Genomic DNA, 14,237 nt, shown 5'->3' on the forward strand with positions numbered 1-14,237 from the left:
TTGAGTCGAAAGGACGGCGTCATGTCGAAGAAGAGGGAGCCCGTGCTCAGGGATTGGCGGTGGCGTTCGGTCCTTGGTTGAGTTTAGGGTCGATGCACTCGCTCTGTGGGTCCATGCCGAGTTGTTCCAATTGCTCGATCTTCTCCATAATCAGCAGACGCGGCTCCTCACCCTTCGCGCGGATACAGTCTGCGAGCACCGCGGCTTCTGGTCCCCAGTTCATCCGGTAGCCCTGCCACAGGTCGTCGAGTGCCGCGAATTGTGTGTCGTAGCAGTTGTTGAATTTCTTGTCGAAGGCTTCGTCGCCGGCCTCCACCTGGTATTGGATGACCTGGTTTTCTTCGCCCATGAACTCGAATTTCACCCCCGCCGCGTCGGCACAGGCCTTCATGCGTTGCGCGGCTTCTTGGTATTCGTCGTAGGTGACTTCGCCATCTGCTAGGGCTTCGAGTTGCTGTTCGGATAGTTGGATGCCCATGTTGTTGGCCACGGCTACCGGGTCGTAGGTGTTGTCTTTGCCTTCAAGGACTGTGCCAGCCGCGGTCGGCATGGCCGTGGCATAGGTAGCCTCTGCACCCCCTCCAGCGGAGCAAGCACTGAGCATCAAAGGACCAACAAGAAGGAGGGTTACGGCGGCAAGCCACTTGCCTGGGCGTGGCAAGGAGTGAGGGTAGGCAACAGAGCGAACCATGTCATTTACTCCATACATCTTGAGTACTGAATCCTGTGAACCATGCTACCGTGGAAGCGGTTCTACAGATTGTAGACCTCAACACCGATGGTGTTGATCAGGATCAGGAGAAAATCGATGCAACGACGCACGAGGCTTGCCACACTACTGGCAGCGCTGGTCATGATGGGTGCGGTATTGGGTGGGGCACCCGCGCAGGCAACCCAAACCATCAACGAGTTGTACTGCGGCACGGCCGGCATCTACGGTCAGTTCCAGGCGTGGAACAACAACTCCACACACAAGGCCGGTACGCAACACACCACAGGACCGACGTGTCCGCCATATAAGGTCAGGATCAAGTATGAAACCTCTGGGGGCGGCCAGACTTGGATGACCTGGAAATCGAGTGGGCCCACCGGTTTGAGCGTTGTACAAACCAGCACCGGAAATTACACGATTGTTCAAGCGCAACATAGCGTCCCGAAGAACGGTGCAACGTACACCGTTAACACGTACTGAGATGATGGGGTGTGGTGGGCCGCGTTATCGCGGCCCACCACTTTTGTCAGTTCTCAGATCGCTCACTCGTAGGGGCGTTTGCTAGATCCTGCAAGTTCAGGCTGTGTTACTCGTGTTCCGCCAAGAGGGCGGTTGGCGTGTGTAGACTCAGAATCTGACCGGCTCTTGTAGGCCAGAAAGCCAAGAGGCCGGGCGCGCGACTGTCACCGTCGACATTCGTGCAATCCGAAGGTAAGGATGTGTCTTAATGAGTAAGCATGAATCGTCGGGGCGGCAGGGTCGTGGGTGGTGGCGTTCTGCGTGGTTCGTGTTGCCGCTTGTCGTGGCGTGGTTGGTGCCGCTTGCGGTCCTGTATGTCGTTAATCCCGCAATTAGTCGGGCTGAGGAGCGCAGTGTTGCGGCTCCTCAACCCGAACTAGTGCCAGTCGGTTCGCGCTCCAACGACCTGCGCACTGAGGTTTCAGCCCTGGTGAGTTACGGGCGCGCGGCCACAGTGACAACGCGCGCGAGCGGATTGGTGACGTCCGTAGATGTGGCACCGGGTGACAAGGTTAAGCAGTGCCGGACGCTGTTTCGGGTGAACGCACGCCCGGTCCTTGCGTATCGAGCCGATTCGCCCTTGTATCGCGATCTAGCGCTCAAAGACAAAGGAGCGGATGTGAAGGCACTTGCGACATACCTCGTAGCGTGCGGGGTCCTGAGCGATTCACATGTCTCAGATGAATACACCACCCAGATCGAGGCGGGAGTGAAAAAGCTCCAAAAGGATGTCCTCGCGGTCAAGGACACGGGTGCTTTTTCACTCGATTACGTGGCCTTCATCCCCCGGGACGTGTCGATCGTGAAGTCCACTGCTTTGGTGGTCGGCCAGGAGGTGACCCCGGGCACGGAAGTCGCAACGGTCAGCGGCCCGCCCGCAGCGATTTCGCTAGTGTCCCCAGATAGCGGTCAGGTAGTAACCCTTGATGAGACTCAAAGTTATGTTCTGCGGGTCGGTGACCAAAGTTTTGCTGTGACGAACGCGGTGATCCCGGAAGACCAGATCTCGTCCTTCTATAAGTTTTTGACAACAGCTGTCACAGACGGGCTAATGTCCACTCACCAACCTACGGATGATGGCAGCGGCAACGCCGCAGGCACAACGACCTCGCAGGAGTATTTCAACGGTGCATCCATCGGCGCTAAGCAGGTCACCGAAACCGGCGCGGTCCCTGCAACGGCTATCTACGCGAGCCTTAACGGGACAACCTGCGTCTTCACCTCTAGTGGTGGCGCGTCATATGACCCGATTCGTTTGGATTCGGTCTCGCTCATCCGCGGCGAATTAGGGAGCATCGGCGTACCCAAGGACCTCATTGGTCAGCAGGTGGTGCGTGATCCCAGTGCCCTGACCGAGCAGGTGTTGACGACATGCGGGTAGAGGTGCGGGGCGCGAGCCTGGGTTTTGGCAAACGCATTGTTTTCGAGGGCCTGGATGCCGATTTTCCGGACGGCAAGGTGACCGCTCTTGTGGGTCCGTCGGGGTCGGGTAAATCGTCCCTACTTGCGGCGATGGCCGGCTACATCAACCTCAAGGCGGGCACTATCACTGGCGTCGATGAACGCGGTTCCGTGCCATTGGATGCGTCGATGGTCGCCTGGGTTCCCCAGGGGTCCAACGCATTGGGTGGACGCACTGCCCTTGAAAACGTCATGATCGGATCGCTCGCCGACGGCGCCCGCTGGAGCCAAGCAAAACGCGACGCCCTGCACGCGCTCGATCAGGTTGGGCTGAGTGATTTGGCGCATAAGGTGGCTCGTTCACTATCGGGCGGGGAGTTGCAGCGGGTGAACTTTGCGCGCGCGCTGGCCACCCACAAACCTTTGGTTTTTGCCGACGAGCCCTCCGCATCCCTTGACGCGACAAATACCCGGCGGGTTGCCGAACTCCTTTTTGAACTACGCTCACGCGCAACCATCATTGTGGCGACCCACGATCCATTACTCGTGGAAGCCGCCGAACACGAGATCAACCTACGCCAGGACGTGCTCCATGCAGCGTGACAAGTGGCGGATCGGCCCGCTGATACACGAGGCAGTGCGGAACGTCTTCGACATTCGCGCGAAGTTGTTTCCGGCCCTGGTACTAGCGGCCCTTGCTGGATCGGGCCTAGCGACCATCAGCGCTATCGAAGCATCCGGACTGCAAACCCAACTTGCCGACCTTCAATTAGATGGTCGGCTGGTCTATAACTACACGTCCCAGGACCCGGAGATACCGGTAAAGATAGACCGTCAATCGTGCGAAGCGCTGACCAACCAGGCAGGCGTCGAACGCGCAGGCTTAGTCATCAATTCCGGATTCTTCGATGTCCCTCAACTCGGAACAGGAGTCATGATTTCGCGGGCCTCAGCCACGCTCTTCCCCGAACTGCACCAGGCGGGAGCATTGGTCGGCTCAGCACTACGCGATCCAGGACCCGACTTCAACCTGCAACTACCCGACGGATTCGTCTCCACGGCCACCATCATGCCCGAACAGCCCAAAGGGATCGACACGAACTCATCCGTCATCGTCCCACTCGACGTGCTTGACACCACCGGCGGCAGCTGCCGAGTCATCTTCAACTCATACAGCGACACTAAAGAAGCCGCAGACCGGGCGCTGGCCTCCCTCCGCGTGGAGGGCTCGGCCCCACTCGCCGCTAACTCGGCATACCAAGAAAACATCAACCCCATCACCACCTACCTCTCCCGCGTGTCACGCTTCTTGCCGCTCCTCATCGGCCTGCTGGGCGGGTTCGCGGCTGCGGTGATCGACCGAGTGCGGCTCAGCGAGTTCGCCGCCTATCGCCTCTCCGGCACATCCGGACGCACGCTCGCAGCACTAATCTTGACCGAACAAGCGCTCCTGGGCGGCACCCTCGCCTCGGCCGCCGCTGCGGGTTCGGTCGTAACGGGACTGCTCGGATACCCGATCAGTCCCGATGCCGTAGTACTTTCCGGTCTGGCCAGCGGCCTGACGTGGACGATCGCCGGCTGCCTGTTCACCATCGACATCCCCTGGCGCCAACCAACAAACCTAGCCAAAGACCGTTAGCCAACGCACACTGAAGCGCCCTGGGTTTAGTGGAGACTCAGCTCATTTGATTTCAACCAGTTCTTGGGCGCTGGTAACCCCAGCTTAGAACGATTCCTGGGACTGCTGCACGGATAGGTGACAGGTTGTAGTCACGCCGCCTGTGTGACGGTCGTGTTCATGATGGTCTCGAACTCGATGGGCGTCAAACGCCCCAGGCGCACCTGTCGGCGGCGCCGGTGGTAGGTCCGCTCGATCCAGGTCACCATCGCGATGCGCAGCTGCTCACGGGTGGTCCAGGTTCGGCGGTCGAGAACGTTCTTCTGCAGCAGCGCGAAGAATGACTCCATGGCGGCGTTGTCCCCGCTCGAGCCGACTCTTCCCATGGATCCGACCATGTGGTAGCGGGCCAGGGCGCGGAGCATCTTCCGGCTGCGGAACTAAGATCCGCGGTCGGAGTGGACGACGCAGCCGGCGACGTCGCCGCGCATCGAGGCGGCGTTCTCGAGCGCCTGAACGGCCAGACGGGACTTCATCTGCGAGTCGATCGAGTACCCCACGATCCGCCCCGAGAACACGTCCTTGATCGCGCACAGGTAGAGCTTGCCTTCCGCGGTCTTGTGCTCGGTGTAGGGTCGGCCAGCAGCGCCCTGCCCGCGTTGCCGCTGGATGGGTTTCTGCTGGCCGCCCTCCGAACCGGACGTGCCCATTCCTGAGCATCCGGCTCTCCACGTGATCACGCCGTGACGCTCGCCCAGGGGTTTGGGATGCGGGTTCCTCGGTAGCGGTAGCGGGTCACGGGAACCTGCCAGGCGCGGAAGAACTCGATCCCTTCGGCGCGGATCTGCCACCGGGGCAGAAGTCGCCTGACGAGGGTGCGCATGTTCAGCTTCGGGTGCCGCTTCTTCAGCCAGCCCACGATCCGCCAGAAGGCGAACCGGTCGAGATAGCTGAAGAGGTGTTTGACGACGCCGTGCTGGAAGTAGGCGCACCAGCCCCGCAGCGTCGGGTTGAGTCGGCGCAGCAGGTCTGCGAGCGTTCGATGGGATGCCCGGCGGGTCAGCGTCCGCACCTTGTCCCGGATGGAAGCCAGCGACTTCCGTGAGGGGTAGGTGTAGATCGCGGTCTTCCCACCGTGACCTCTGATCCGGCGGCGCTGGATGTGCCACCCGAGGAAGTCGAACCCGGTGTCTATGTGCGTGACCGTCGTCTTCTCGGCCGACAGGCGCAAACCCATCGGCGCGAGCACCGCGGCGACTTCGTCCCAGAGCGCGTCGGCATCCTCGCGGGTGCCTCGGACGAGGACGACGAAGTCGTCCGCGTAGCGGACCAGCTTCATCGTCGCGCCCCCGGCGCGTTGATGCTTCGTGCGCGACCATTGCGGGCCGAGCGCATCCCACTTGCGTTGGAAGTGCTCGTCCACCACGGACAGGGCGATGTTCGCCAGTAGCGGCGACAGGATCCCGCCTTGCGGGGTGCCGGTGTAGGTGTCCCTGTTCACGCCGTCCTCACTGAGGACACCCGCTCTCAGGAACCCGCGGACCAGGCGCAACACGCGCTTGTCGACGATCCTCGCCCGGACGCGCTGCATGAGCGCGTCGTGATCGATCTCGTCGAAGCACGCGGTGATGTCCGCTTCAAACACCTGCACGTAGCCACGTGAGGCGTAGAAGTGGATCTCCGCGATCGCGTCCTGCGCCCGCCTGCGCGGCCGGAACCCATACGAGGACGGCTGGAAGTCGGCCTCGAATATTGGTTCCAACACCAGCTTCAGAGAGGCTTGAACGATCCGGTCCGTCATCGTCGGAATCCCGAGCTTGCGGACCTTGCCGTTCGCTTTCGGGATCGACTTCTGACGCACCCGTTCGGGGACGAACTCGCCGCGCTTGACGCTCTCGCGCAGCTCGGCGAGCATCCCGTGCACCTTCTCCGGTGGGACGGATCGCGGGGCGATTCCGTCAACTCCGGCGGTGCGACCTCCCTTGTTGCCCGCCACCCGATTCCACGCCGCAACGAGGAAGCCGGGGTCATAGACCAGGTTGAACACATCATCGAAACGACGACCGGGGTCGGTCGTCGCCCATTGGTGCAGTTTCGTCTGCATTCTCAGTACCCGTGCCCACGCCTCCGAAGTGTCGGCTGGCCACGAAACATCCGCATTCACGGCTGTGTCTCCTTTACCGCTTGTCGATCCTGCGATCACACTGGACCCCTTCGCCATGCGACCGGCTTTCCCAGCCTCGGACTACTACGGGCCCTCCGTCCCATCCCGGCCCGATCAGCAGGCCGTGCGCTCAGCCGTCGGTGTCGTCGCTGGCGGCGACGCACCTCCGGCGAGACCGGGATGGTTCCCACGTTCACTCTCGAACCCTTCGACGGGATCGGCACCCAGTTATGCCCCAGCATCCTCGCCACGGCTACGCCGCAGGCTTTCACCGTGGCCTCCCGACTGGCGACATCACCCAGTCCAGGAGTTCCCCTCACCGCCGAAGCAGTGAGGGTGCGCGATGCAACCCGACCCGCATCCGCCAGGTTGGAGTCGGTGGTCTCGTATTGAGGGGCTTTCAGCCACTGGTTCCTATCCGTATGCCTCTCCGTCTCGCTAGCCGAGCCCGTACCATCTGGCAGTTCTGGCACGACTCGTCGTTGTCGAGGACTGCTCCACCCAACCCGCTCACGCCAACGGGCCAGATCGTCCTCCAGCTATCACACGCCTGCTGCGACAGGCATCGAGCGGTGTCCTTTCACCACCGCAAGGTTCGAGAGCACCTCGTGGCGCTCGATGTCCGTCAGCCACAGCTGGTTCGGTGCGTCGGCGGTGAACACATGCCGGGTCCGGCCATGCTCGTCGACGACAGCGCAGAGATCGTCGTGGACGGGCGGGCCAGGCCTGCGGTGCTTGCCCCGCTTGGGCTTGCCGAACGCGCTTAGCCAGCCGTTGCTCGACGCGATCCGCCACGCGGTCCGGTCCTCCATCGCCTGCCCGGCTTCGCGGGCCTCGTCGGCGAGGAGCCGGTGCCCGAACTCCGGGTCGTCGCGGTGCGCGTCGAAGATCGCGTTCGCGCGATACGCCTCCACCAACTCGCTGGGGGTGATGGGGGCAGCCAGCCACCGGTAGTAGGGCTGGCGGGAGAGCTTCAATACCCGACACGTCACCGTCACAGGGATCTCTGCTTCGGCGAGCTCTGTCACGAGCGGGTAGAGCCTTTTCCTTAGCTGTCCGCCTGCGACAGATACGCCGCCGCCCGCCGCAGGACCTCATTCTCCTGCTCCAGCAACCGGTTCCGCTTCTTCAACTCGCGGATCTCGGCGGCCTCGGTCCGGGACTGGCCGGGCTTGGCGCCCTCGTCGATGTCGGCGCGACGCAGCCACTTCTGCAACGTCATCGGGTGGACCCCGAAGTCTTATCCGATCTGCTCGATCGTCACTCCAGGTTCACGGTTCCTCGCGACGCGCACGACATCGTCACGGAACTCGGACGGGTAAGGCTTGGGCACAGCAACATCCTTCCAGACCCACCCCACGGGCAAGCCAGATCAGATGTCACCTGTTCCTACAGCAGACCCTGACGCCATCCTTTCAACTCGAAAGGAAGCGGCATCAAACCGAGGACGGTTCACGAACCCGGCCCCGCCGGATGCACGCCACACCCCGACACGCCAACCACCACAACAAACGTAACGAACACTGAGCCGCCCCAAGACGCCTAGACACAAGAAAACCCCCGGGCGAACTGACGTTCACCGGGGGTTCCAACCTGAACAACTTGGCGGTGGGTGTGGGATTTGAACCCACGGTACGGGGTCACCGTACACCAGTTTTCAAGACTGGCTCATTCGGCCGCTCTGACAACCCACCATCGGTCCGGCGAAGCCGGGCCGAATAAATACTACGGCATTGAATACCTCAGCCGCGCCGCAATCGCGCCATCGCGTGCTGCACCAAGGTGATGAGGGTCTGCTTTGTCGCCGCCCGCGATCGCGCGTCCGTGTACATCATCGGGACGTCTGCGGGGACCTGCAAGGCCTCACGCACGTCCTCCAGGCGGTGCTTTGCGATGCCATCGAAGCAGTTGACACCGACCACGAACGGTATCTTGCGGCTCTCGAAGTAGTCGACCGCGGGGAAGCATTGATCCAGGCGATCGGTATCGACAAGCACCACACCACCGATCGCTCCGCGCACCAGATCGTCCCACATGAACAAGAAGCGGTCCTGTCCGGGCGTTCCGAACAGATAGAGCCACAGCGATCCGGGAAGCTCGATGCGCCCGAAGTCCATGGCGACGGTCGTCGTCGTCTTGCGATCGGACACGCCACCGGCGTCATCGACACCCACGGAGTGTTCCGTCATCGCTGCCTCGGTGTTGAGAGGCTCGATGTCGGAAATCGACCCGATGAACGTGGTCTTACCTACCGCAAAGCCTCCTGCGACGACAATCTTGACGACTGTAGGGGCAGCCACCTGTGGTGCCGGCGCGGGTGGGGTAGCGGTGCTGTTGTTAGAGGGCGGAAATGCCATTGAGAACACTCTCCAAAACGCTCAGGGACAATGCTGGGCTTGCGGCACCACCATGGCCGGTGTGGACATTGACCGGTGCTGTCGAATGGATCGTTAGCAACCCCGCATCACTGAGGTCAGAAACTAGGATCCGGACGACACCGAGAGGCAACTTCAATAGCGCTGAAAACTCTGCAATCGACACGTAGTTCTCTGCTGCGCTTGCAAGAATCGTGCGCTTTTCGGGGGGCAGGCCACGCGTCGCAGCCGCCTCCGGCTGTGCCGATACCAGGGTTTCCAGCGGCAGGTCGGATGTGGCGGAACGCACGCGCCCGCCGGTCACCGCGTACGGGCGAACCGTACGGGCACCGGAATCAGTGCTCCGCATCGGGGGACCTTGGTTCGGAATCTCGCTCATAATTGCCTCATCCGGCTGCAGAAGACCTGGTTGCACCGTCAACGGGGAGGTGTCCACGCATCTCGGTGATCAGTTGTGGAGTTAGTGTTTGTTCTGTCCGCGTAACCAACATAGCCATTTCGTAGCCGATGAGTCCGACATCCGCCGTCTCTTCCGCGACCACGGCGAGAACAGAACCGTTCGAAACGCTCATCAGGAATAGGAAGCCCTTGTCCATCTCAACGATTGACTGGCGAACGGCGCCCGTACCGAGCTGGCGCGCGGCCCCCCGGGTAAGGCTAGACATACCGGACACGATCGCTGCTAGCTGGTCGCCGCTCGTCCGGTCCAGGTTTTCGGACATCGCCATCAGCAAGCCATCCGCAGACACCACCAACGTGTGGCGGGTTCCGGGGACGGTCTTGACAAAGTTCTCCAGAAGCCAACCGAAATTCGTTGCTTCACTACTTAGGGCACTCATGTTGCCTCCTTGCCAAGGAACTGCGTCTCGCAACGCAGATCGGAACTAATTTTCATCAGGAATCACCTTCCGCAGAAGGATCGCTATTTACTGCTGGCTTCACGACGGCCTCGCGGCCGCGCGAAGTACCACTGTGGAAGGCCGACAGACGGGACCGAAGTTCCGCAGCATCGCGGGTGATCTTCTGCTTAGTCGGGTCTTCATCGCCTTCGGCCGTGTCGGGAACCTCTGTCTTTTTGCGTTTGACGAGGCCCGCCCCTCCCTTTACCTCTTGCTGCGGACGGTAGCTCGACAGCTGGCTCAACTCAGCAAGTGCCTGGTCTTGCAGGTCCGCCCGGGAAGCGAGCATCGCGGCTAGCTCAGGCGACATCGAACGCGGCGTATCCGGCGCGTTGTAATCGATGGCGTCCGGCGACCATCCATGCTTCTCAACCGGCGCTGGAGGCGTGATATATGACGCCTTGAAACCCGTTTCGTCGATCGCTTCGTCCACGGCAGCAGTCTCCGGGGCCATCGGAGCGACCGCGGGCACCCACGCGGCGGGTTCATCCGGCAACGCACCCTCCGTTCCCGCGGGGGCATTCAGGCCCAGCGGCGGTGCCACCCAGCTCTGTTCGCTAGCCGCGGGCTCGGGTGTCACCGGCGCCGGCGTGGCGGGTGCGTACGTGGCAGGCTCAGGCGATGCAGCTACGGTGGCCGGCGCGGCAGGGGCCGTCCACGATTCAACTGCGGGCGCCTTGGGTGCAGTGGATTCGGCCTTCTTCGCTTTCTTCCCAAAGAGCTTCCCGAAGAATCCCTGCTTCTTCTCCTTAGTGTCGGCGCGAGCCGGCGTCGGAGCATCTGCGCCGACCACGGCGCTAAACGATGGTGCCTCTTGGAGCGGCTCGGTCGCCGCAGGCACCCATGCCGGTGTGGTCAAGGTCGCGTCTGCGTGCGCACCCGGTTGCCCGGACACGTCGCCGGGTGCACCGTCCCCAGCGGCCTCATCGGCCACCGGCTCGAGACCCGGTTCGTCCCCGCCTGCCGCGGGGGACAGTCCGTGTTCGGCCGAATCCGCGCCTGCAAGGCCTGGCTCGATCGAGTTGGAAAGAACGGTATCGTCGACAAACTCATCGTCTTCCACCAGCCCCGGGATCGCGCTTCCGGCGGCAGCGGCATCAGGTGCGGCCTCTGGCTCCGCGGCAAACGTCGGCGCCCACTGCTCACCGGCCTCTGGCTCCGCGGCAAACGTCGGCGCCCACTGCTCACCGGCCTCTGGCTCCGCCGCAAACGTCGGCGCCCACTGCTCACCGGCATCTGGCTCCGCGGCAAACGTCGGCGCCCACTGCTCACCGGCATCTGGCTCCGCGGCAAACGTCGGCGCCCACTGCTCACCGGCCTCTGGCTCCGCGCCCTGGTCAGCATCGAAGGCCGTTCCATCTGCGCCCTCAGCGACTGGCGCATCGGTAGAATAGAGCCCGGGATCGGCGACGATCGGAAGCGGTCCCGTGATTGCGGCCGAAAGGGCCTCGGGGCTGCCGTATTCGCGCATCATCCGTTCAAGGTCCTCGGGCGCCGCGTGCCGCGGGAGAATCAGCTCACCCGTGTCAACGCTAACGGCGGCTTCATCTGCCTCGGCGGGCGCTTCAGTCCCAACTTCGGTAGCGACCGCGGCCGATTCGAAGACCGGCGGCGTCCACGCCCCGGGCTCACCCTCCACAACCTCAGGCTCACCCGCGACAACCGCAGCCGCATCCACATCCGCAAACACCGGCGGCGTCCACGCCCCAGGCTCACCCTCCACAACCTCAGGCTCACCCGCGACAACCGCAGCCGCATCCACATCCGCAAACACCGGCGGCGTCCACGCCCCAGGCTCACCCTCCACAACCTCAGGCTCACCCGCGACAACCGCAGCCGCATCCACATCCGCAAACACCGGCGGCGTCCACGCCCCAGGCTCACCCTCCACAGTCCCATCCGGGGAATCGGCTACCGATTCACGCGCAGCGCCGGGGTTCACCGGCGCGGCCGTCGTGGGACGGAATCCACTGAACAGGCCCCCACGCACGGGCGCCGCAGGCTGCCCGGCCGGCGCTGCTGGCAGGTCCTGTCCCGGCCCAACGGCAGGTTCGGTGCCCGCCGCCCCCAGGGCATCTGCGGATTCCGCGGCACTCGCAGGCACGTCGGCCACGGGCGCGGCCGCGCTACGGAACTTCGAGAACATGGAACCGCGCTGCGCAACGTCGGTGATGGGCGCGGGCGCATCCACTGCGTCGTCAGCCGCGCCGGGCTCGTCTGCCGCACCCGCCCGGGTCGGCAGCTTCGCATGGCGCGTCGGCAGCGATCCAACCTCGAATTCCGCTGGCTGGTCCGGCTGCCAGTGCTCCGGGTCAGCGCTGACCGCAACGTCCGGCGCGACCAAATCGGGAAGGACTATGTAGTCCTCTTCGTCCTCGACAGCATCCGTCGCCGGCGTCTCAGCGACCGCTTCTTCGCCTGCACCGCCGGTCCGGCGGCGCGGCATACCCGTTGCGGTCTCGCCATCGGTGAGCGCGGCCAGGTCGACCTCTTCCACGGGGACCGGGGGAACCCACTCGTCGGATGCCGCGATGTCGGCGGCCGACCGTTGCACGGGCGCAACCGTCTCGGGCAACTCGGACTGGCCGGGCGCCTCGTGCTCGGCCACGAACAAACCGCGCGGGAACGCGACGACCGCAAGCGTGCCACCGTTGGGAGCGTTTTCGAAGTTGACGACAGCGCCGAGTTTCTCCGCGAGCCGGCCGACCACGAACAGACCCAATCGCTGCGCGCCGACCGCATCGGCGGCGGAAACGGATTGCACCTTGGTGCGCGCCTCTTCGAGCTCATCGGCGGTCATGCCCAGACCGAAGTCGCGAATCGCAACGGACACGAAGTTCTCGTCCGCGTTTGTCGTGACCTCAACCTGCTGCGTTGGGTCAGAGAACATCGTCGCGTTCTCCAACAATTCGGCGATGAGGTGGGCCGCGTACAACGCGAAGTGCCCGAGCATTTCTGGGTCCTGCAGGAGTGTCAGGGAAACCCGGTCGTAGGCCTCGATCTCGGAGGATGCCGTTCGCACGACGTCCGAAAGGGCCATCGGTTCACGCACGCGGCGCCCCGAGTCGATGCCGGCCAAAACCAACAGCGATTCCGAGTTTCGCCGCATTCGGGTCGCCAGGTGGTCGAGCCGGAACAGGTTCGAGAGCACCGACGGATCTTCCTCGGTCCGTTCCAATTCGTCGAGGAACGATAGTTGCCGGTTCAGCAGAGCGTGGTCACGACGGGCCACGTTGACGAACATTTCGGCGATGGATCCGCGCAGCGCAGCCTGCTCCTGCGCAACCTCGATGGTGGTCGAGTTCACGTCGTTGAACGCCGTCGCAAGTTGCCCGATCTCATCTTGCGATTCGACTGGAATCGGCTGAATCACCAGGTCGGGGGTTTCGCCAGGCACCGCGACCTGCTCAACCAGGGTGGGCAGCTTGTCGCGCACGTCCTGGGCGGCGGAGGTCAGGCGTTCGAGCGGCTGCACGATGCGCCGCGCGATGAGCAAGGCGATAATCAGCGACACCAACACCGCTGCGACCGCGATAACCAGGGTCAGCACAGCCTGGGTGCGCGCGGCGGATGCCATCTCGCCCACGTGTGAAATCAGTCGGTCGCGGACCTGCACCTGGAATTCGGCAAGTTTTGCGTCGTAGTCGGCGGTGGCCGATGCCCAAACTTCTGCCTGTTGGGTCGTGATGGCTTCGGGGCGGCTAGCGAGGATTCGGTCGCGAGCGGCTTCCTGATCCGACGCCATTTCGGGAAGCGTCAGGTCCGTGATTCCCAGGTCCGTGAGGGACGAGCGCACCGCATCCTTCAAGGTCTCGACACCCTGGACTGCGGTTGCCGCGTTGCGGGCGACGGCGTCGTCTCCCGTGATGGTCGCGCGGTCCGCAACAACCTGCGAACCGTCGCGTTCTTCATTCGCGAAGGCAGAACGCAGGTCGAAAGTGTCGGCGTAGAGGGCGAAGTACTGTGCGACTGAACGGTCCGACACCGCATCGGTGACCGTCTGGTACAGATCTTCTTGGCTCGCGATCGTCTTGGTAAAGGTCGTAACGACTATCGGTGTCGGATCCACATTCTTTTGGTCCGCGATGTAGGCGTCAATCTTGGTTCGATCAAGATCTTCCAATCCCGCCTTGGAAACGTTCCACGCGTTGCGCACGGCGACGGGGAAGCGGGAAAAGTCGATGCCTTCGGCTTCACTCAGGTACTCGGTGCGTGCCTTATCGGTTGCAGCGCGCGCGGTCGAGAGGTCTTCCGCGTCGACCTTGCCGCCCGAGATCTTGTCGAGCGTAAGAGAGTACTCGTTTTGAATGGCGGCCATCAGCTCGTCGTGGACGGGGGTGGTGCGCGCTAGCTTTTCGTACTGGCGCCCGTCCAACGCTGACGTTACCGATTGGACGGCAACGATGGCAGCCGCGGCGATCAAAACGATGATCGGAACAGCGAGAGTCGCAAGGATTTTTCCTCGCACGCTCAGTCGGCGAAGCATCGCACCCTCCAGTCACTTGCCTGACATTTCCTAAAAGCAACCCCGCGCGTCAGGCGCGGGGCC

Annotated in this window: 12 protein-coding genes, 1 tRNA gene and 1 pseudogene; 4 read left to right on the forward strand and 10 right to left on the reverse strand. The window is 63.0% G+C overall.

Translation table 11 applies throughout. From position 1 onward, the window contains the following. Window positions 1-46: 46 nt before the first annotated feature. Window positions 47-550 carry a hypothetical protein gene (locus tag FB389_RS05870; RefSeq protein ID WP_142111850.1) on the reverse strand — a complete coding sequence of 168 codons (504 nt, stop codon included), beginning with the start codon at window positions 548-550 and terminating at the stop codon, window positions 47-49. Window positions 551-808: 258 nt separating this feature from the next. On the opposite strand from FB389_RS05870, the gene FB389_RS05875 reads away from it, so the two are divergent. From FB389_RS05875 to FB389_RS05890, 4 genes are all read left to right on the forward strand, one after another. Beyond that, window positions 809-1,192, forward strand: a complete 384-nt coding sequence (locus tag FB389_RS05875; protein ID WP_142111852.1) for a hypothetical protein — start codon at window positions 809-811, stop codon at window positions 1,190-1,192. 247 nt (window positions 1,193-1,439) lie between these two features. Further along, window positions 1,440-2,612, forward strand: coding sequence for an efflux RND transporter periplasmic adaptor subunit (locus FB389_RS05880; protein WP_142111854.1), 1,173 nt, complete (start codon window positions 1,440-1,442; stop codon window positions 2,610-2,612). Next, complete coding sequence (locus FB389_RS05885) at window positions 2,603-3,235, forward strand: ATP-binding cassette domain-containing protein (RefSeq protein WP_142111856.1); 633 nt, start codon at window positions 2,603-2,605, stop codon at window positions 3,233-3,235. The genes FB389_RS05880 and FB389_RS05885 overlap by 10 nt, the downstream gene beginning before the upstream one ends. Beyond that, complete coding sequence (locus FB389_RS05890) at window positions 3,225-4,271, forward strand: hypothetical protein (protein ID WP_142111858.1); 1,047 nt, start codon at window positions 3,225-3,227, stop codon at window positions 4,269-4,271. The genes FB389_RS05885 and FB389_RS05890 overlap by 11 nt, the downstream gene beginning before the upstream one ends. Window positions 4,272-4,402: 131 nt before the next feature. On the opposite strand, the pseudogene FB389_RS05895 reads toward FB389_RS05890, so the two are convergent. From FB389_RS05895 to FB389_RS05930, 9 genes and pseudogenes are all read right to left on the reverse strand, one after another. Further along, a pseudogene (locus FB389_RS05895) lies at window positions 4,403-4,879 on the reverse strand (transposase); the annotation flags it as partial. 107 nt (window positions 4,880-4,986) lie between these two features. Next, window positions 4,987-6,471, reverse strand: coding sequence for a group II intron reverse transcriptase/maturase (ltrA, locus tag FB389_RS05900; RefSeq protein WP_142111860.1), 1,485 nt, complete (start codon window positions 6,469-6,471; stop codon window positions 4,987-4,989). A 485-nt stretch (window positions 6,472-6,956) separates the two neighbouring features. After that, window positions 6,957-7,442 carry a hypothetical protein gene (locus FB389_RS10570; RefSeq protein WP_211344961.1) on the reverse strand — a complete coding sequence of 162 codons (486 nt, stop codon included), beginning with the start codon at window positions 7,440-7,442 and terminating at the stop codon, window positions 6,957-6,959. Window positions 7,443-7,462: 20 nt separating this feature from the next. Then, entirely contained in the window at window positions 7,463-7,636 is a 174-nt protein-coding gene (locus tag FB389_RS10465; RefSeq protein WP_170207897.1) for a hypothetical protein, read from the reverse strand. Window positions 7,637-8,017: 381 nt separating this feature from the next. Further along, window positions 8,018-8,108, reverse strand: a tRNA-Ser gene (locus FB389_RS05910). Between the two features lie 48 nt (window positions 8,109-8,156). Beyond that, entirely contained in the window at window positions 8,157-8,771 is a 615-nt protein-coding gene (locus FB389_RS05915; protein ID WP_142111862.1) for a GTP-binding protein, read from the reverse strand. Continuing rightward, window positions 8,752-9,138, reverse strand: a complete 387-nt coding sequence (locus FB389_RS05920) for a DUF742 domain-containing protein (protein WP_142111864.1) — start codon at window positions 9,136-9,138, stop codon at window positions 8,752-8,754. The genes FB389_RS05915 and FB389_RS05920 overlap by 20 nt, the downstream gene beginning before the upstream one ends. Window positions 9,139-9,175: 37 nt before the next feature. Further along, complete coding sequence (locus FB389_RS05925) at window positions 9,176-9,628, reverse strand: roadblock/LC7 domain-containing protein (protein WP_142111866.1); 453 nt, start codon at window positions 9,626-9,628, stop codon at window positions 9,176-9,178. Window positions 9,629-9,683: 55 nt separating this feature from the next. After that, complete coding sequence (locus FB389_RS05930) at window positions 9,684-14,174, reverse strand: ATP-binding protein (protein ID WP_142111868.1); 4,491 nt, start codon at window positions 14,172-14,174, stop codon at window positions 9,684-9,686. Window positions 14,175-14,237 lie beyond the last annotated feature (63 nt).

This window comes from Rarobacter incanus (assembly GCF_006715765.1).
In the GTDB taxonomy this organism is placed as follows: domain Bacteria; phylum Actinomycetota; class Actinomycetes; order Actinomycetales; family Cellulomonadaceae; genus Rarobacter; species Rarobacter incanus.